We start from the raw sequence: 19,806 nt of genomic DNA, 5'->3' as shown, positions 1-19,806 counted from the left end.
ATCCAAAAGACGAAGCAGGATGCCGCAGGTCCGGGATCGATAGCACGCGATGATCTCAGAAGTTGCGACGTCACACCGGCAGGTCTTCGGGCTGGGAATCATAAGTGGTGAAGACTTCCCATCCGCGAGGACAGTGTCTGCAATTGCAATCACCACGACATTCTTTTACCGCTGCGCGTCAGCTCCAGATTCACACTGGATTCCCTTTTAACTCAAGGAGGCCGGCAGCCGCAGTCTACGTTTAAGAAGGCCGGAAATCCAGACTGCCAGCCTTCCTGCACCGTCCGGGACTGGACATCAGCAGGTGAATGCCTACAATCGCCCGGCAGGCAGGCTTAACACCAGGATTGAAGATGACACCCGAACAACTCCCGATTGAACAATACGACGCGCAACTGGCGGAAAAAGTCAGCCGCTTACAGGCGATGATGGCCCCCTACGCAGCGCCCGACGTGGAGGTGTTCCGCTCGCCGGTCAGCCACTATCGTATGCGCGCCGAATTCCGCATCTGGCACGACGGTGACGATCTTTATCACATCATCTTCGATCAAGAGACTAAACAGCGTATCCGCGTCGATCAGTTTCCGGCGGCCAGCCAGTTGATCAACACGCTGATGCCAAAGTTGATCGCCGCGATCCGCGATAATCGCGCGCTGCGTTTCAAACTGTTCCAGATCGATTATCTCTCCACCCTCAGCAACCAGATCGTGATTTCACTGCTGTATCACCGCAAGCTGGAAGCCGACTGGACCGAAGCCGCGACTGCGCTGCGCGATAGTCTGCGTGCAGAAGGGTTTGATGTGCAGCTGATTGGCCGTGCCACGAAAACCAAAATCTGCCTCGATCGCGATTACGTCGATGAGCGCCTGCCGGTAGCCGGCCAGGAGATGATCTATCGTCAGGTGGAGAACAGCTTCACCCAGCCGAATGCGGCGATGAATATTCAGATGCTGGAGTGGGCGCTGGACGTGACGCAAGATTCGCGCGGCGATCTGCTGGAGCTGTACTGTGGTAATGGCAACTTTTCGCTGGCGCTGGCGCGTAACTTCCGTCGCGTACTGGCGACGGAAATCGCCAAACCGTCGGTGGCTTCGGCGCAGTACAACATCGCGGCCAACCACATCGACAACGTGCAAATTATCCGTATGGCGGCCGAAGAGTTTACCCAGGCGATGAACGGCGTGCGCAGCTTTAACCGTCTGGAAGGCATCGATCTCAACAGCTATCAGTGCGAGACCATCTTTGTCGATCCGCCGCGCAGCGGGCTGGATGACGAGACGGTGAAGATGGTGCAGGCCTATCCGCGTATTCTCTATATTTCCTGTAATCCGCAGACGCTGTGCGACAACCTCAGCGTACTGAGTGCCACGCATAACATCACGCGGCTGGCGCTGTTTGACCAGTTCCCTTACACCCACCATATGGAATGCGGTGTGTTACTGACGCGCAAAGCCTGAAAAAACGGGAACCCTGCGGTTCCCGTGATTGTTTTCAGTGCTTGTTCTTGCTGCGGCGGAAGCGCATGGCGATCCAGAACACCAGCGCCACCATCAGAATGGTCGGGATGAAGTTAGACCCGATATCCGGATATTCGGCACGCACCAGCGCGCTGTACACCAGAATCCCCAGCAGAAAAAATGCCGCCGCCAGCGAAGGCATGCCGTCCGGCATATTGCGGTTGAGATAGCGCTGATGCAGACACCACGCGGCAAGGCCAAGGGCGATCAGCGGGAAAATCGAAAAGGGAACAAAGGTGCTGAACAGCACCGAAAAGGAGCCGTTGATAGCTAAACCGGTGATAAAAGCCAGTAACAGCGTTCCTTTATCGCGAGGGTTTTGCTCAATCATTTCATTATCCTTATCACATTACTCTTCGGGGGTTTCCAGGGTAACCGCCAGGCGCTCTTGCTCCCGGCGATACCAGTAATACGCGCCTTTGGCGATCATTCGCAGCTGCAGCACCAGACGCTCTTCCAGTTTGCGCCGCTGTTCGATATCCACATCCAGCGCTTCCGCGCCGGCGCTGAACACAATCGTCACCATCGCTTCCGCCTGCGCTTCGGTAAAGCTGCGCGGCATGCGGTTTTCCAGCTCAAGGTAGTCGGCCAGTTCAGCGATAAAGTGCTGAATCTCCCGCGCGACCGCCGCACGAAAAGCCGCTGAGGTGCCGGAGCGCTCGCGTAGTAAGAGACGAAAAGCGTTGGGATTGTTCCCGATGAACTCCATAAACGTGGCGACCGAGGTTTTGATAATGCTGCCGCCTTTGGCAATGCGCTGGCGCGCCTGGCGCATCAGCTGGCGCAGCATCAGGCCACTTTCATCGACCATCGTCAGGCCGAGCTCATCCACATCGCGAAAGTGACGGTAAAACGAGGTCGGTGCAATGCCGGCTTCGCGTGCCACTTCGCGTAAACTCAGGCTGGCAAAACTCCTTTCTGCACTTAACTGACTGAATGCCGCTTCAATCAGTGAACGTCGTGTACGTTCTTTTTGTTGCGCTCGAACGCCCATTTTCCCGGCCTTGTGAGTAATCAGGCAGGCACTATAACAAACTTTTCAGCGTACAGCGGCGCAAAGTTTGTGACCGCCTGTTAACCTCACTGATTGTCAAACTTTGCCAATTTACGCTGTTAGAATTCAGATGTGCGCGGCGAGATGTTAGAATCTCGTTGTAAAAATGTATAGAAACATAGGACGTACTGGTATGCAAAAGTCTTACGATTACGATGCCATTGTGATTGGCTCCGGTCCGGGCGGCGAAGGTGCGGCGATGGGGCTGGTGAAGCAGGGAGCGCGCATTGCAGTGATCGAACGCTACCACAACATCGGCGGCGGTTGTACTCACTGGGGAACCATCCCTTCCAAAGCTCTGCGTCACGCTGTCAGCCGTATCATCGAGTTCAATCAAAACCCTCTCTATAGCGATCACACCCGACTCCTGCGCTCCTCGTTCGCCGACATTCTGAATCATACTGAGAACGTCATCAGCCAGCAGACTGCCATGCGTCAGGGCTTTTACGAGCGTAACCGCTGTGAGCTTTATCAGGGCGACGCCCATTTTGTTGATGCCAACACCATCGAAGTGGAACAGCCAGACGGCACGCGGGAGCGCTTAACCGCAGAGAAGTTTGTCATCGCCTGTGGTTCCCGCCCGTATCACCCGGCGGACGTCGATTTTACCCATCCGCGCATTTACGACTCCGACTCCATCCTCAACCTGCATCATGAACCCGGCCACGTCATCATTTATGGTGCGGGCGTGATTGGCTGTGAATATGCGTCGATTTTCCGCGGCCTTAACGTCAAGGTTGACCTGATCAACACCCGCGATCGCCTGCTGGCGTTCCTCGATCAGGAGATGTCCGATTCGCTCTCTTATCACTTCTGGAACAGCGGCGTGGTGATTCGTCACAACGAAGAGTTTGAGAAGATTGAAGGTGTCAGCGATGGCGTCATCATGCACCTCAAGTCCGGCAAAAAGGTCAAAGCCGATTGCCTGCTGTACGCTAACGGCCGTACCGGTAATACCGATTCACTGGCGCTGGAAAACGTCGGGCTGGAAGCTGATGGCCGTGGACTGCTGAAAGTGAACAGTATGTATCAGACCGCGCAGCCGCATATCTATGCGGTGGGCGACGTGATTGGCTACCCGAGCCTGGCCTCTGCCGCTTACGATCAGGGCCGCATTGCCGCGCAGGCGATCATCAAAGGGGAAGCCACCGCGCACCTGATTGAAGATATCCCGACCGGGATTTACACCATTCCGGAAATCAGCTCCGTCGGCAAAACCGAACAGCAGCTGACGGCGATGAAAGTGCCGTATGAAGTGGGCCGTGCACAGTTTAAGCATCTGGCACGCGCGCAGATTGTCGGCATGCACGTCGGCAGTCTGAAGATCCTGTTCCACCGCGAAACCAAAGAGATTCTGGGTATTCACTGCTTTGGCGAGCGTGCGGCGGAGATCATCCACATCGGCCAGGCCATCATGGAGCAGAAGAACGGCGGTAACACGATTGAGTATTTCGTGAACACCACCTTCAACTACCCCACCATGGCCGAAGCCTACCGCGTGGCGGCGTTAAACGGCTTAAACCGCCTGTTTTAACGAACGGTCCAGGTAACCCTGCATGTGGGTTTTAATTGCTTCTGCCAGCTGCTCATAGCGGCTGCGCAGAGGCGATCCCGGACGATACACCAACGCGATGGTGCGCTGCGGCACCGGTTTGTAACACGGCAGATAGCACACGCCATCACGCACGCGCTCATTCGGCACCGCCAGCGACGGCAGCAAAGTGATACCGCTGCCGGCTGCTACCATGTTGCGCAGCGTTTCCAGGCTGGTCGCGCGGAAATGGGTATCTTCATCAGCGCCGGCTTCGAAGCAGAAGCCCATCGCCTGATCGCGCAAACAATGACCATCTTCCAGCATCAGCAGTTTCTCACCAGCCAGATCCGACATCGGCACACGATCGCGATCGTGCCACGGGTGATCCTGGTAGATCGCCAGCTTCATCGGCTCATCAAACAGCGGCACTTCAATAAAAGCTTCGCTCTCTTTTACCAGCGCCAGAATCGCGCAGTCGAGCTTACCGCTGTCGAGCTGCGCCAGCAGCTGCTGCGTTTGCGCCTCGTGCAGATACATCTCGAGTTTCGGGAAGGTCTGATGCAGCATCGGAATAATATGCGGCAGCAGATAGGGACCGGTAGTCGGAATCAGACCAATGTGCAGCGGCCCGGACATGGTTTCGCCCTGCTGGCTGGCCATCTCCTTCAGTACCTTCACTTCACGCAGCACGGTTCGCGCCTGATCCACCAGCAGCAGTCCAGCCTGAGTAAACAGCACCTTACGGCTGGTCCGTTCCAGCAGCATCACACCCAGTTCATCTTCCAGCTTGCGAATCTGCCCGCTCAGGGTCGGCTGGCTGACATGACAGGCATCAGCGGCACGACGAAAGTGGCGATGTTCCGCCAGCGAAACCAGATATTCCAGATCACGAATGTTCATTGATAGCCTCCAAACCACGATAGCCCGTGGCGATAGATAGAATAGCAATGAACGATTAGCCCTATCAAGCGGTGAACAGGAATAATACCGGCCATCTGATTAAGACCACAGATTGTTAAAGCGGCTAACGCAGACACGCAACAACAACAATCTGGAGCAGCACCTGCAACCTGCTCACGAAATCACTGAGTTGGCCGGGAGTGCCAGCCCTTTGATGATGTGCCTATAACTATATGTAATTCCGAAGCTAGAGGTTGGCGGGCTACTTAAAGCCCGCTTTTTTTTTGCCTCTGCATCACAGTGGCACATCACCCAGCAACTGCTGCAAATCCTGCTCCGTCAGCACCAGAGAGTGGCCAACGATACCGGACTGCGTCAGCTCCTGCTGCAGATCGTCATTATTCAGCACCAGCTCATACTGCTGCGTGGCCGGGTTAAGCTCCGCGTCCTGGAACAGGTTAACCGGCACGCTGGCCAGCAGATCATGCAGATGCAGGCCGCTGAGTGCCTCCGGCCGGGCCACATCTCCCGTAATATCATCCGCGACGATCAGGCTGACCGGCGCACTGACATTCCCTGCGCCGCATGTCACCACGATCTGATGCTCGCCAGCGGCCAGCGCATAAGACGGCGTAAAGGTCCATTTGTGATCGCTATCGACCAGCGCGCTGCCGAGCGGCTCATCGTTATCAAACAGCTCAACCCGGCTGCCAGGCTGGCCTTTACCGGAAAAGGTCGGCTGGGTTTGCGTGGTGCTCTCTTCCGGCCAGATAAACTGCGTGCCGCTGTGCATGGCGGTTAGCGTGACCGGCACAAAACCGGCGTCTTCGACGATCAGCGTAAAGGGGGCGCTGGCGCTCTGCGGCATTGCCGCCACCTGTGCCACGAACTGATGACTCCCGCCCGCCAGCGCGGCAGGCAGCGTAAAACTGAAGTAGCCGGTCTGAGCATCGCTGAGCGTGCTGCCCACTAACTCGCCGTGATGGTAACACTCAAGCGTGACGCCACGGCCGGCATAGCCGTTCAGCGCAGGGCGCGTATCGCGGGTGATCTCGCCATCGACAATAAAACCGCCGTCATTCACCGAGGCGGAATCGAAGGTGACAGGAACCTGGTTTTCAACGGCCGGCTCCAGAGGAAAGAAAGGGTAGCCAAAGCGTGAAGTGCTCATTTATGTTCTCCAAATTAACTGCGAGCACACTTTAAGAACTCTTCACGCCAGGCCGATCAAGAATTGTCTCTTTTTTACGAAAGAAATTTCCTGGCGCGCATTACGCCAGGTTTAAGCGCTGCTTCGCTTCGCCAATCGCCAGCGCCACCTGCTGTGGTGCTACGCCGCCGCGCGCGTTACGCTTATCGAGACAAGACTGCAGCGACAGCACCGGATAAACATCTTCCCCGATCGCCGCGCTAAACTGCTTAAACTGCGCCAGACTTAATGCTTCCAGCGCGACGCCTTGTTTGATCGCTTCCACCACGGTTTCGCCGACGATATGGTGCGCTTCGCGGAACGGCACGCCTTTGGCTACCAGATAATCGGCCAGTTCGGTCGAGTTGGCGTAACCCTGCTCGGCGGCTTCCTGACAGCGCGGACGCTTCACCTGAATGCCATCCAGCACCAGCGCTGACATATGCAGGCAGTCAAGCCAGGTATCGAGCGCATCGAACAGCCCTTCTTTGTCTTCCTGCATATCTTTGTTGTACGCCAGCGGCAGCCCTTTCAGCGTCATCATCATGCCGGTCAGTGCGCCCTGCACGCGACCGCACTTGCCGCGGATCAGCTCCAGCGCGTCCGGATTTTTCTTCTGCGGCATCAGCGATGAGCCCGACGTCACTTTATCGGACAGCTCAATAAAGCCGGCTTCACCGGTGTTGAAGAAGATCATGTCTTCAGCGAAGCGCGATAGGTGCACCATGCCAATCGAGGCATCAGACAGCAGCTCCAGCACGTGATCGCGGTCGGACACGGTATCCAGGCTGTTACGCGTGGCAGAGGCGAAGCCGAGCCAGCCGGCCAGCTGCTCACGGTCGATCTCATAAGCAGTACCGGCCAGCGCGCCGCAGCCCAGCGGGCTGACGTCCAGCCGCTTCAGCGTATCCTGCAGACGGCTCTCGTCGCGCGCCAGCATCTCAACGTAGGCCAGACACCAGTGGGCAAACGTCACCGGCTGCGCCCGCTGCAGGTGGGTGTAGCCCGGCATCACGGCATCCTGATTGGCCTCAGCCGTGGCTACCAGCGCCGACTGCAGCTCGCGCGTGGCTTCCAGCAGCAGTGCCACCTGCGTTTTACACCACAGTTTGAGATCGGTCGCCACCTGGTCGTTACGGCTGCGCCCGGTGTGCAGCTTTTTGCCCAGCGCGCCGACTTTATCGATCAGCTTGCCTTCCACCCAGCTGTGAATATCCTCGGCATCGCTCTGCAGAATCTGCTGCGGATTGGCGCGAACCTCTTCCAGCAGCGCATTCAGCGCGGCTTCCAGCTGCTGCTGCTCTTCACTGCTCAGCACGTTTACCGTGACCAGCGCTTTTGACCAGGCCACCGAACCGATGATGTCCTGCTCCGCCAGGCGGTAGTCAAACCGCAGTGAGTCGTTGAACTGTTTAAACCGTTGATCTGCCGCCTGCGAAAAACGTCCGCCCCAAAGTGCCATCTGCTTGCTCCTGAATCTGTTAAACAAAGGGCGGCCCGAAGCCGCCCCTGCAAAATATGTCGCCTGCCGCCGGTATTACTTCTTCTGCTCGTTCAGCGCGCGAATGCGTGAAGAGAGCGAGAACAGACGGATAAAGCCGCCCGCGTGACGGTGATCGTACACTTCGTCTTCGCCGAAGGTGGCAAACTCTTCTGAGTACAGGCTGTTCGCCGATTTTTTCTGGATCGCCGTGGCCTGGCCTTTATACAGCTGCAGTACCACTTCACCGTTCACCAGCTCTGCCAGCGATGCGGCAGCGGCCTGGATTGACTGACGCAGCGGTGCGAACCAGCGGCCGTCATACACCACGTAAGACATCTCCTGACCCAGCTGTTCACGCCATTTAAAGCTGTCGCGATCCAGTACCAGCTGCTCAACCGCACGCAGCGCGTTAACCATGATGGTGCCGCCAGGGGTTTCGTAGCAGCCGCGTGATTTGATGCCCACCAGACGGTTTTCCACGATATCAATCCGGCCTACGCCGTGTTTCGCCCCCAGCGCATTGAGTTTTTCCAGACACTGGAACGGGCTCAGTTTCTCACCGTTCACCGCAACAACCTGGCCTTTCTCCACGCTGACGGTGACGTTTTCGGGCTGATCCGGCGCTTCCAGCGGATCGACGGTCCACACCCAGCAATCTTTGTTTGGCGCGTTCCACGGGCTCTCCAGCACGCCACCTTCGGTCGAGATGTGCCAGGCGTTCTCATCACGGCTGTAGATTTTTTCCAGCGATGCGGTGGTCGGGATATTGCGCTCTTTCAGGTAATCCAGCAGCGCTTCACGCGAACGCAGGTTCCACTCACGCCATGGCGCCACCACTTTAAGCTGCGGTGCCAGCGCGGTATAGGTGGTTTCGAAACGCACCTGATCGTTGCCTTTACCGGTTGCGCCGTGGCACAGCGCGTCTGCGCCCACTTTCAGCGCCAGTTCAACCTGCGCTTTGGCGATGATAGGACGCGCCATTGAGGTGCCCAGCAGATAGGTGCCTTCGTACAGCGCACCGGTCTGCAGCACCGGGTAAACGTATTCGCTGATAAACTCTTCACGCAGATCGACCACGTGGCACTCAGACGCGCCCGACTGCAGCGCTTTCTTCTCTACGCCTTCCAGATCGGCCGGATCCTGACCAATGTTGGCCACGAACGCCACCACTTCACAACCACCGTAGTTCTCTTTCAGCCAGGGAATGATGGCCGAGGTATCCAGACCGCCCGAGTAAGCCAGAACGATTTTTTTGATGTTTTGCGTGCTCATGTCGTAATCCTTGATTATGCGAGAATCCGGGTGCCAATCGACACGCCGTTGAAAAGGGTTGGCAGCTGTTCAGCATGACGCCAGCTGGCGATATCCACCGGGCGGCCCAGCGTACGCGCCGCGTCGAGCGCCGCATGCACTTTCACAATCATGCCATCGGTAATAATGCCCTGGGCAATCAGCTGCTCGGCTTTGGCTGCAGTCATCTCGGCGATGCGCTGACCTTTGCCGTCGAGAATACCGCTGACGTCCGACAGCAGCACCAGATCGGCACCGATCGTCGCCGCCAGCGCGGTCGCGGCCTGGTCGGCGTTGACGTTCATCAGTTCGCCGCCGTCGGTGATGCCAATCGAGCTGATCACCGGCATATAGCCTGCATCCAGCAGCGTATTGAGCAGCTGCGGATTACCCGGCGTGGCGTTGCCAACATGCCCCAGTTCCTCATCGAACTGTGCCACGTTCACCAGGCCGGCATCGCCGAGGCATAAACCCACTGCGCCAATGCCGTACTTCTTCGCCCATGCCAGCAGCGTTTTGTTGGCGGTGCCGGCCAGCGCACCGGTAATAATGTCGATCTGATCGGCTGGCGTCACGCGCAAACCGTTCTTCTTTTTCACCGGCAGCGCCAGTTTCTTCATCAGCTCGTCCACCAGGCAGCCACCGCCGTGGACGATGATCAGCGGACGCTGATACTGCGTGCGGTACGCCAGCAGGGCATCAAACAGACGCGCCAGCGCTTCTTCGCTATCCAGCAGTACGCCGCCCAGCTTAATGATCAGAGGATTGCTCATGGTCAGGTTATCCGTCCGTTAAATCAGAGACAGCGTTTCGGGGAAGCCGAAACGAATATTGAGACACTGCACCGCCTGTGAGGAGGCGCCTTTCAGCAGGTTGTCTTCCGCTGCGACAACAATCAGGTGCTCGCCCTGCACGGCAAAGCCGATATCGCAGAACGGCAGGCCAACCACCCCTTTCAGCGCCGGTACGCCTTTGTCGTACAGCCGCACCAGTGGTTTATCGTGGTAAGCGCTGTGGAACGCCGCCGCCACATCCTGCTGGCTCACACCGGCGTTCAGACGGCAGGTGATGGTTTCCAGAATGCCGCGCGGGAAATTACCGAGATGCGGCGTGAAGATCACCGGCGTGCCGAGGTGGGCCACAATCTCCGGATGGTGGCGGTGATTGAAGAGACCGTACGGCTGCAGGCTGACCTCACAGAAGCTGGTGGTGACGCTGGCTTTACGTCCGGCACCGCTGACGCCGCTGGTGGCATTGATGACCGGCCACTGAGCCGGATTAAGCAGGCCAGCCTTAATCAGCGGTTTAAGCGCCAGCTGCGCGGCGGTCGGATAGCAACCCGGCACCGCCACCAGCTGCGCGTCTTTAATCTGCTCGTGGTTCCATTCGGCCAGGCCGTAAACGGCTTTGTCGAGCCACGCCTGGTGCTGATGGCTGAAACCGTAATACTGTTGATAAAAGCCGTCGTCGTTAACGCGGAACGCGCCTGAGAGGTCGAACACCACGCAGCCGGCTTTCAGGAATTCCGGGGCCAGATCGTGGCTGACTTCGTGTGCGGTGGCGAGGAACACCACATCGACCTTGCCGGCCCACTCTGCGGCATCACCCAGCGGCTGCAATGGCAAATCGACCCTGCCTTTCAGCTGCGGATGGAGATCGGAGAGTAACTTTCCGGCATCCGGGCTTTGCGCTGAAACCGCCAAAGCGGTTATGTTCATATGCGGGTGGCGATTCAGGTAGGTGGCAAGCTCTACGCCAGCATAACCACTGGCACCAACGATCAGCGTATTCAACATCAGGCTGTATACCTTATTACAGTCACACGTATCGGGTCGCGGCATTGCCCCGTTGCCCACGATGCCGTTTGCAGCTTTTTTCAGTTCACATGCAGACGACGTTAATGTATTTTTATTCACTATTAATGCATTAATATTGATACATCCTAACCCAGGGACCGTCAACAGTGAAGACAAAAATTCCACCTTTTATCGAACTCTACCGCCAGCTGATTGCAACACCGTCGATCAGCGCCACCGACAGCGCGCTGGATCAGAGCAATGAAACTTTAATCAATTTGCTGGCGGGCTGGTTCCGCGATCTCGGCTTCAGCGTGGAAGTCCAGCCGGTGCCGGGTACGCGCCACAAATTCAACCTGCTGGCGCGCAGCGGCAGCGGCGCAGGTGGCCTGCTGCTGGCGGGCCATACTGACACCGTGCCGTATGACGATGGCCGCTGGACGCGCGATCCCTTTACCCTGACCGAACACGATAACAAGCTGTACGGCTTAGGCACCGCCGACATGAAAGGCTTCTTTGCCTTTATTCTTGATGCGCTGCGTGACGTTGACGTGACGAAGCTCAGCAAACCGCTGTACATCCTCGCCACCGCCGATGAAGAGACCACGATGGCCGGCGCGAAATACTTCTCTGAATCGACCCAGCTGCGGCCGGACTGCGCCATCATCGGCGAACCGACGTCGCTGAAACCGGTGCGTGCCCACAAAGGCCATCTGTCGCACGCCATCCGCATTCAGGGTCAGTCCGGGCACTCCAGCGATCCGGCGCGCGGCGTGAACGCGATCGAGCTGATGCATGAATCCATTACTCAGCTGATGCAGCTGCGTAATACGCTGAAAGAGCGCTATCACCATGACGGCTTCGCCATTCCGTATCCGACCATGAACTTTGGCCATATCCACGGCGGCGACGCGGCGAACCGCATCTGCGCCTGCTGTGAGCTGCATATGGATATTCGTCCGCTGCCGGGACTGACGCTGAGCGATCTCGACGGTTTACTCAATGAAGCGCTGGCACCGGTGAGCGCGCGCTGGCCGGGCCGTCTGACTGTCGGTGAGCTGCATCCGCCGATTCCCGGTTACGAATGCCCGGCCGATCATGAACTGGTCAAAGTGGTGGAGAAGCTGCTGGGCGTGCCGACAGAAGTGGTGAATTACTGCACCGAAGCGCCGTTTATCCAGCAGTTGTGCCCGACGCTGGTGTTAGGGCCTGGATCCATCAATCAGGCGCACCAGCCAGATGAGTTTATTGATACCGCATTTATTAAGCCAACTCATGCGCTTATCACTCAGGTTGTGCAGCATTTTTGCCATTGATGATTAAAAGATGGGGCATTTCACTGCGAAATCAGCAAATTGCCCCGTCATTATCCGGGATTTGATAATAAGAATAACTTATCCCACCTCCTGTCAATTAAATTCGATGAATTTCCGATAGTTAGCAGCACGATACCGGCAATTTAAGTCAATTGACGAACAGGAAGAACCGTGGCTAGATAAAAGACGATGTTATGCCCGTTGGGTATAGAGGTTTTATATTTAAGACGATAAGGGTGTCAGGGTCACATGAACGAACAATATTCCGCAATGCGAAGTAATGTCAGTATGCTCGGCAAACTGCTCGGGGATACGATAAAGGATGCACTGGGAGAGAACATCCTCGATCGGGTGGAGACCATCCGCAAGCTCTCTAAGTCATCCCGTGCAGGAAATGACACTCATCGTAAGGAACTGCTCTCCACGCTGCAAAACCTGTCTAACGACGAGCTGCTGCCGGTGGCACGCGCGTTCAGCCAGTTCCTTAACCTCACCAACGTGGCAGAACAGTATCAAACCATTTCGCGCAGTGGCGACGGTGCTAACCATCCGGAGCTGCTGAAAAAGACCTTCGAGCGCCTGAAGCAGCAGAGCGATCTCAGCGAGCCGGCCATCCGCCAGGCGATTGAGGAGCTGTCGCTGGAGCTGGTGCTCACCGCCCACCCGACCGAAATTACCCGCCGCACGCTGATCCACAAGCTGGGCGAAGTGAACAGCTGTCTGCAGCAGCTCGACCACAGTGACATCACCGACTACGAACGCAACCAGGTTATGCGCCGTCTGCGTCAGCTGGTAGCGCAGGCATGGCACACCGATGAGATCCGTAAATATCGCCCGACGCCGGTAGATGAAGCCAAATGGGGCTTCGCGGTGGTGGAGAACAGCCTGTGGGAAGGCGTGCCGGCGTTTCTGCGCGAGCTGAACCAGCAGGTGGAAGAGAGCTTCGGCATCCAGCTGCCGGTGGATTTTGTGCCAATCAAATTTACCTCGTGGATGGGCGGCGACCGTGACGGTAACCCGAACGTCACCGCACCGATTACCCGCCACGTAATGCAGCTAAGCCGCTGGAAAGCCGCCGACCTGTTCCTGCGCGACATCGGCGTGCTGGTGTCCGAGCTGTCAATGTCCGAGTGCAGCGACGAAGTGCGCGAACTGTGTGGCGATGCGGAGGCGCTGGAGCCGTATCGTGTGATTCTGAAGCGTATCCGCAGCCAGCTGATGAGCACCCAGAGCTATCTGGAGCGCCGCCTGAAGGGCGAGCGCCTGCCGCGTCCGGCCGATCTGCTGGTTTCTAACGATCAACTGTGGCAGCCGCTGTTTGCTATTTACCAGTCGCTGCAGCAGTGCGGCATGGGCATCATCGCCAACGGCCAGCTGCTGGATACGCTGCGCCGCGTGAAGTGCTTCGGCGTGCCGCTGGTGCGTATCGATATCCGTCAGGAGAGCACCCGCCACACCGAAGCGATTGCCGAAGTGACGCGCTATCTCGGACTGGGCGACTACGAAAGCTGGTCAGAAGCCGACAAGCAGGCGTTTCTGATCCGTGAACTGAATTCCAAGCGGCCGCTGCTGCCGCGGCAGTGGGAGCCCAGCGACAATACGCGTGAAGTGCTGGATACCTGCAAAGTGGCGGCAGAAGCGCCGCAGGGCTCGATTGCCGCCTATGTGATTTCGATGGCCAAAACGCCGTCTGATGTGCTGGCGGTGCACCTGCTGCTGAAAGAGGCCGGCATCCCTTACGCAATGCCGGTGGCGCCGCTGTTTGAAACCCTCGACGACCTCAACAACGCCAATGACGTGATGAGCCAGCTGCTGAATATCGACTGGTATCGCGGCTTCATCAACGGCAAGCAGATGGTGATGATTGGCTATTCCGACTCGGCAAAAGATGCCGGCGTGATGGCAGCCAGCTGGGCACAGTATCAGGCCCAGGATGCGCTGATTAAAACCTGCGACAAAGCCGGCATTACCCTGACGCTGTTCCACGGACGCGGCGGTTCGATTGGCCGCGGTGGCGCACCGGCGCATGCAGCTCTGCTGTCACAGCCGCCGGGCAGCCTGAAAGGCGGCCTGCGCGTGACCGAACAGGGCGAAATGATCCGCTTCAAATATGGCCTGCCGGAAGTCACCATCGCCAGCCTGTCGCTTTACACCGGGGCGATTCTGGAAGCCAACCTGCTGCCACCGCCAGAACCAAAACGCGAATGGCAGGAGATCATGAACGGCCTGTCAGCCTATTCGTGCGCCATGTACCGCGGCTATGTGCGTGAAAATCCGGACTTCGTACCCTACTTCCGCTCGGCGACGCCAGAGCAGGAGCTGGGTAAACTGCCGCTCGGATCGCGCCCGGCGAAACGGCGTCCGACCGGCGGCGTAGAGTCGCTGCGCGCCATTCCGTGGATCTTTGCCTGGACGCAGAACCGCCTGATGCTGCCCGCGTGGCTGGGGGCCGGCGCGGCGCTGCAGAAAGCGATGGACGAAGGCCATCAGGATCAGCTGGAAACCATGTGCAGCGAATGGCCGTTCTTCGCCACGCGCCTCGGCATGCTGGAGATGGTGTTCTCGAAGGCTGACCTGTGGCTGGCGGAGTATTACGATCAGCGTCTGGTGGATAAATCGCTGTGGCCGCTCGGCAAACAGCTGCGCGATCAGCTCGATGCCGACATCAAAGCGGTACTGACCATCGCGAACGATGCGCATCTGATGGCGGACCAGCCGTGGATCGCCGAATCCATCGCGCTGCGTAACGTCTACACCGATCCGCTCAACGTGCTGCAGGCGGAACTGCTGCAGCGTGCGCGTGCGCAGGAAGAGCGCGGCGATGAACCTGATGCGCGCGTAGAACAGGCGCTGATGGTCACTATCGCTGGCGTCGCGGCCGGCATGCGTAACACCGGCTAACGGCTGGCAGCGCATCACAGCAAGAAGGGGGCCCTGAGGCCCCCTTCTCTTTTTTATCCTTTCACGCTTATGCCGCCAGCGTCGGGCGAACACCCAGCGTGTGGCAGATGGCGTAGCTCATCTCGGCGCGGTTCAGCGTGTAGAAGTGAAAGTCCTTCACCCCTTCGCGCGACAGGATTTTCACCATGTCCATGGCGATGTTGGCACCGACCATTTTGCGCGTCTCCGCATCATCATCCAGCCCGTCGAACATGGCGTTCATCCAGCCCGGTACGCGCACGTTGGTCATGGTGGCGAAACGTTGCAGCTGTTTAAAGTTGGAGACCGGCAGAATGCCCGGCACGATCTCCACGTCGATACCGGTGGCCACGCAGCGATCGCGAAAGCGCAGATAGCTCTCCACGTCGAAGAAAAACTGGGTAATCGCGCGACTGGCGCCGGCATCAATTTTTCGCTTCAGATTGATCAGATCCGCCTGCGCACTCTTCGCTTCCGGATGCACTTCGGGATAGGCCGCTACCGAGATGTCGAAATCACCGACCTCTTTCAGCAGCGACACCAGATCGCTGCCGTACATGTCCGGTTTGCCGCCGCCCGGTGGTAAATCGCCGCGCAGCGCCACGATATGGCGAATGCCGTTATTCCAGTAGTCACGCGCAATGGCGCGCAGTTCATCGCGCGTCGCATCAATACAGGTGAGATGCGGTGCCGCTTCCAGTCCGGTGCGCTCTTTAATGCCTTTGATGATGCTGTGAGTGCGGTCGCGCTCGCCGGAGTTGGCTCCGTAAGTGACCGAGACGAATTTGGGTTTCAGGCTGCTCAGGCGGTCGATGGAGTTCCACAGGGTTGTTTCCATTTCGCTGGTGCGGGGCGGGAAAAACTCAAAAGAGACATTAATTTGCCCGTTCAGCTCAGCCAGGCTCTGGTTCAGCGCTTCGCGCTGATTGGCATGAAAGAAACTCATCCTGTTACCTCATCATCACATATCGATTAATTTGCGAACCGCGAACATCCATACGTTTAGACGTCCAGATGCACAAAATGAACGATCTTCAGCTTAGCGTCAACATAAAATTGCTTGCCGGGCGTGACAAATATTCAACCAAAGTGAAAGGGATTCACCTGACGGGGAAGCAGAGGGAAAAACGCAGACAGCAGACGCCGTCTGCGCAGCAGGTTTACAGCAGTTGGGCGAGACGATTGATATCAGACTGGAGCGCCCCGGCGGTGACATCCCGGCCGGCACCCGGCCCACGGATCACCAGCGGATTGTCGCGATACCAGCGGCTTTCGATGGCAAACACGTTATCGCACGGCAGCAGCGCCGCCAGCGGATGTTCCGGACGCACTGCTTCCACGCCGACGCGCGCTTTACCGTTGGCATCGAAACGCGCCACGTAGCGCAGCACCAGCCCCATCTCCTGTGCGGCTTCGAAGCGCTGCAGCATCTGCTCGTTCAGCTCGTCGGCGTTTTCGAAGAAGTGGTCGATGGATTCGCCCTCGCACTGTGACGGCACCAGCGATTCAACCCGCACCTGATCCGGTTCGATGTCGTAACCGGCTTCGCGCGCCAGAATCACCAGTTTGCGCATCACGTCCTGACCGGAGAGATCGACGCGCGGGTCGGGCTCGGTTAAGCCCTGCTGCCACGCCTGATCGACCAGCTCGCTGAACGGCACCGTGCCGTCAAACTGCAGGAACAGCCACGACAGCGTGCCGGAGAAGATACCGCTGATCGCCAGAATGCTGTCGCCGCTTTCACGCAGGTCGCGCACCGTGTGATTGACCGGCAATCCGGCACCCACGGTCGCGTTATACAGCCAGTGGCGACCGGTTTTGGCGAAGGCATCGCGTACCTGACGCCAGCTCTGGCCGCTGGCAGCGCCGGCCACTTTGTTGGCGCTGATGACGTGGAAGCCGTGGCTGGCAAAATCGTGATACTGCTGCGCCAGCGAATCACTGGCGGTGACGTCGAGCACCACCAGATCGTCAAACGGGTGCGCGCGCATCCACAGGAACAGCGACTCTTCGTCGCGCGCTTCGGCTTCATCATCAAAGAAGGCCAGCGCCCGGCTGGCGTCGAGGCCGTCGTAGCTCAGCAGGCTGCGGCTACTGTCCGCCACGCCCGCCAGCACAAATTCAAACCCGGTACGCGCCGACAGCGTCTCCTGCTCGCGCGCGAACAGCTCCAGCCAGCGTGAGCCGATATTGCCTTTGCCGAACAGAATCAGGCCGATGCGCTTCTCGGCGCGGAACAACGACTGGTGCAGTCCCTGAATCAGATGCTGGGTCGGGCCGACGCGCAGCACCGCTACCAGGCTGATGTGATCTTCTGACTGCCAGACGAATTCGACCGGCTGGTCTTTGATCTGCTGCCAGAAGCGATGGCTGTGCAGCGGATTACGCGTTACGCCAGCACCGACCAGCGCCACCAGCGCCAGACCGTCGCGCAGCTGCAGATGACCGGGCAGCGCCGCGTCCTGCAGCAGGTTAAAGGCGCTGTTGACCACTTCCGAGGTGTAACACAGCTGCAGCAGGCGACGATCCGGATGGATACCCATCGCCAGCGGACGCAGCTGCGCGCGCTTCAGCAGCAGATCAATCTCTTTCTGCTGGGTGGCAAAATCGTGGCTATCGGGAATCTGAATCTCAACCAGGCAGACATCGTCGTGGCTGGTGACAATGCGCGCGCCGGTGCCGGACGCCAGCACACGCTCAATGCGCGTTGAGCCCTGCTCCGGCTGATAGCTGCAGCGCAGCTGTAAATCGATGTCGCTGTTGGAGACCGGCTGCAGCGTACGCGTGTGCAGCACCGGCGCCGCCAGTCGGGCCAGCTCGCTGGCCTCATCCAGCCGCAGCAGCGGCAGCAGGCAGGCATCGGAGACCTTGCGCGGGTCCGCGCTGTAAACGCCAGCCACGTCGCTCCAGATGGTGACGCGGTTCACGCCCGCCAGCGCGCCAATCTGCGTTGCCGAGTAGTCAGAGCCGTTACGGCCGAGCAGTACGGTTTCGCCCGCTTCGCTGCGGCTGATAAAACCCGTCACCACCAGACGCTTATGCGGATGCTGCGCCAGCAGCGCCTGCAGCAGCGGCCAGGATTTGCCTTCATCTACCTGCGGCTGTGCCGCACGTTCGGCACGCAGGAAGTCGCGTGCGTCCAGCCACGCCGCTTCGATATCGCGCTGGCTGAGCACCGCCGCCATCAGGCGCGCCGACCAGATTTCGCCGTGGCCAACCACTTCGGCGTACACCGCATCGGTGATGGCGCCGTCGAGCAGCGCCGCCAGGCGTTCAAGATCGCGGATGAAGGCTGCGGTCAGGGTTTCTGCATATTCAGCAGGCAGCAGTGCAGCGATCAGTTCGCTGTGAAAACGGCGTAACGCCTGTTGCACCTGATGGGCCGATAAGCGATCGCTCTGGCTCAGCTTGAGCCAGCTGATCAGCTGGTTAGTGGTGCTGCCTGCGGCTGAGACCACCATTAAGTCGCCCGGCTGGCTGTAATCGGCCATGATACCGGCGACGCGCTGATAACAGCGCGCGTCGGCCAGGCTACTGCCACCAAATTTATGCAACTGCTTGATCGGCGTTCCCGCGCCTGCTGAAATCGTCATGGTTACCCCTCGGCTGCGATCCTGAATGCATTATCCAGGTCGGCGATTAAATCTTCGTGATCTTCAATTCCGACAGAAATACGCAGCAGCGAGTCGGAAATGCCCGCTGCGGCACGCGCGTCCGCCGACATGCCGGCGTGCGTCATGGTGGCGGTGTGCGAAATCAGACTTTCCACGCCGCCCAGCGACTCCGCCAGCGTGAACAGCTGCAGCGCTTTCAGGAAGCGGCGCAGCCGCGCCTCATCGGCGTCGAGTTCAAAACTGAGCATGGCGCCAAAACCGCGCTGCTGACGGGCGGCAAACTGGTGTCCGGCATTCTCTGGCAGAGACGGATGATACAGCTTTTTCACCAGCGGTTGTTGCTTCAGGTAATCAACAATCGCCAGGGCGTTACGCTGCGCCGCCGCCATGCGCGGTGCCAGCGTGCGCAGGCCGCGCAGCAGCAGGTAGCTGTCAAACGCCGCGCCGGTGACGCCAATGTTATTCGCCCACCAGGCGAGTTCCGTGACCAGCGCCGGATCTTTAGCGATGACCGCACCGGCCACCACGTCCGAGTGACCATTGAGATATTTGGTGCAGGAGTGGATCACCAGATCGGCACCCAGCGCCAGCGGGTTCTGCAGCGCCGGGCTGAGGAAGGTATTGTCCACTACGCTCACCGCACCGGCAGCACGCGCGGCGGCGCAGATGGCCGCAATATCCACCACGCGCAGCAGCGGATTGCTCGGGCTTTCGACCAGCACCAGCTTTGGTTTTTCCGCCAGCGCCGCCGCCAGCGCCGCTTCATCGCCCTGATCGACAAACTTCACGCGGTAAGCGCCGCGCTTGCTCAGGCTGTCAAACAGACGATAGCTGCCGCCGTAGCAGTCGTGCGGCGCCACCAGCAGATCGCCTGGCTTCAGGAACACCGTCGTCACCAGATGAATCGCCGACATCCCGGTGTTGGTCAGCACCGCGCCCGCGCCCCCTTCCAGCTCAGCCAGCGCGCGCTGGACCACATCGCGCGTCGGGTTACCACGGCGTGAATAGTCATGCGCGCGCGGCTCGTTGAAATCGAGGAAGTTATAGGTGCTGGAGAGGTGAATCGGTGGGACAACGCAGCCATATTGCTCGTCATCATTCAAACCGCTGCGTACTGCGATGGTTGCCTGTTTACGCGTCATGGTGCTTACTGTTCCTGAAGTGTAATAAAAAAGTGGCAACAGAATAACATTC

15 protein-coding genes and 1 riboswitch are annotated in these 19,806 nt (G+C 58.6%); of the genes, 4 read left to right on the top strand and 11 right to left on the bottom strand.

All coding sequences use genetic code 11. The annotated features are described in order from the left end of the window. Window positions 1–59 precede the first annotated feature (59 nt). A riboswitch (cobalamin riboswitch) is annotated at window positions 60–241 on the bottom strand. Between the two features lie 112 nt (window positions 242–353). Further along, a complete protein-coding gene (gene trmA / locus ABVR31_RS00795; RefSeq protein WP_058758135.1) occupies window positions 354–1,457 on the top strand; it encodes a tRNA (uridine(54)-C5)-methyltransferase TrmA in 1,104 nt (367 codons plus the stop codon). A 34-nt stretch (window positions 1,458–1,491) separates the two neighbouring features. Here trmA and ABVR31_RS00790 read toward each other — a convergent pair whose 3' ends face one another. Together ABVR31_RS00790 and fabR are read right to left on the bottom strand one after the other, a co-directional pair. Continuing rightward, a complete protein-coding gene (locus ABVR31_RS00790; RefSeq protein WP_021506823.1) occupies window positions 1,492–1,848 on the bottom strand; it encodes a YijD family membrane protein in 357 nt (118 codons plus the stop codon). An 18-nt stretch (window positions 1,849–1,866) separates the two neighbouring features. Further along, the gene (fabR, locus tag ABVR31_RS00785; protein WP_031279587.1) at window positions 1,867–2,511 is read right to left on the bottom strand and encodes an HTH-type transcriptional repressor FabR; all 645 of its coding nucleotides are present in this window, start codon (window positions 2,509–2,511) and stop codon (window positions 1,867–1,869) included. A 193-nt stretch (window positions 2,512–2,704) separates the two neighbouring features. Here fabR and sthA point away from each other — a divergent pair, with 193 nt between their 5' ends. Next, window positions 2,705–4,105 (top strand): Si-specific NAD(P)(+) transhydrogenase, encoded by a 1,401-nt coding sequence (gene sthA / locus ABVR31_RS00780; RefSeq protein ID WP_021506825.1) that lies wholly within the window; start codon window positions 2,705–2,707, stop codon window positions 4,103–4,105. Here sthA and oxyR read toward each other — a convergent pair. The 6 genes from oxyR to argC all read right to left on the bottom strand — a co-directional run bounded on the left by oxyR (window position 4,088) and on the right by argC (window position 10,763). Beyond that, the gene (gene oxyR, locus ABVR31_RS00775; protein WP_021506826.1) at window positions 4,088–5,005 is read right to left on the bottom strand and encodes a DNA-binding transcriptional regulator OxyR; all 918 of its coding nucleotides are present in this window, start codon (window positions 5,003–5,005) and stop codon (window positions 4,088–4,090) included. The genes sthA and oxyR overlap by 18 nt on opposite strands. Before the next feature lie 295 nt (window positions 5,006–5,300). Beyond that, the gene (locus ABVR31_RS00770) at window positions 5,301–6,176 is read right to left on the bottom strand and encodes an Ig-like domain-containing protein (RefSeq protein ID WP_372771699.1); all 876 of its coding nucleotides are present in this window, start codon (window positions 6,174–6,176) and stop codon (window positions 5,301–5,303) included. A gap of 100 nt (window positions 6,177–6,276) precedes the next feature. Continuing rightward, window positions 6,277–7,656, bottom strand: coding sequence for an argininosuccinate lyase (gene argH, locus ABVR31_RS00765; RefSeq protein ID WP_104094280.1), 1,380 nt, complete (start codon window positions 7,654–7,656; stop codon window positions 6,277–6,279). Between the two features lie 75 nt (window positions 7,657–7,731). After that, on the bottom strand, window positions 7,732–8,949 hold the full coding sequence (locus ABVR31_RS00760) for an argininosuccinate synthase (protein ID WP_021506829.1): 1,218 nt from the start codon (window positions 8,947–8,949) through the stop codon (window positions 7,732–7,734). A 14-nt stretch (window positions 8,950–8,963) separates the two neighbouring features. After that, window positions 8,964–9,740, bottom strand: a complete 777-nt coding sequence (gene argB, locus ABVR31_RS00755) for an acetylglutamate kinase (protein ID WP_021506830.1) — start codon at window positions 9,738–9,740, stop codon at window positions 8,964–8,966. 18 nt (window positions 9,741–9,758) lie between these two features. After that, window positions 9,759–10,763, bottom strand: a complete 1,005-nt coding sequence (gene argC, locus ABVR31_RS00750) for an N-acetyl-gamma-glutamyl-phosphate reductase (protein ID WP_058781919.1) — start codon at window positions 10,761–10,763, stop codon at window positions 9,759–9,761. A gap of 167 nt (window positions 10,764–10,930) precedes the next feature. On the opposite strand from argC, the gene argE reads away from it, so the two are divergent. Then, entirely contained in the window at window positions 10,931–12,079 is a 1,149-nt protein-coding gene (argE, locus tag ABVR31_RS00745; RefSeq protein ID WP_021506832.1) for an acetylornithine deacetylase, read from the top strand. Between the two features lie 249 nt (window positions 12,080–12,328). Beyond that, window positions 12,329–14,980, top strand: a complete 2,652-nt coding sequence (ppc, locus tag ABVR31_RS00740) for a phosphoenolpyruvate carboxylase (protein WP_031279588.1) — start codon at window positions 12,329–12,331, stop codon at window positions 14,978–14,980. Between the two features lie 67 nt (window positions 14,981–15,047). Here the strand turns inward: ppc and metF are convergent, their stop codons facing one another. From metF to metB, 3 genes are all read right to left on the bottom strand, one after another. After that, complete coding sequence (gene metF / locus ABVR31_RS00735; RefSeq protein WP_150361689.1) at window positions 15,048–15,944, bottom strand: methylenetetrahydrofolate reductase; 897 nt, start codon at window positions 15,942–15,944, stop codon at window positions 15,048–15,050. A gap of 214 nt (window positions 15,945–16,158) precedes the next feature. Next, entirely contained in the window at window positions 16,159–18,591 is a 2,433-nt protein-coding gene (locus ABVR31_RS00730) for a bifunctional aspartate kinase/homoserine dehydrogenase II (protein ID WP_021506835.1), read from the bottom strand. Between the two features lie 2 nt (window positions 18,592–18,593). Continuing rightward, window positions 18,594–19,754, bottom strand: a complete 1,161-nt coding sequence (gene metB / locus ABVR31_RS00725) for a cystathionine gamma-synthase (protein WP_021506836.1) — start codon at window positions 19,752–19,754, stop codon at window positions 18,594–18,596. Window positions 19,755–19,806: the final 52 nt, after the last annotated feature.

This window comes from Pantoea sp. WEP (assembly GCF_041678305.1).
GTDB classification, from domain to species: domain Bacteria; phylum Pseudomonadota; class Gammaproteobacteria; order Enterobacterales; family Enterobacteriaceae; genus Pantoea; species Pantoea dispersa.
Note: the sequence above shows the minus strand (reverse complement) of the source record. Positions and strands in the feature narration are given on the sequence as shown.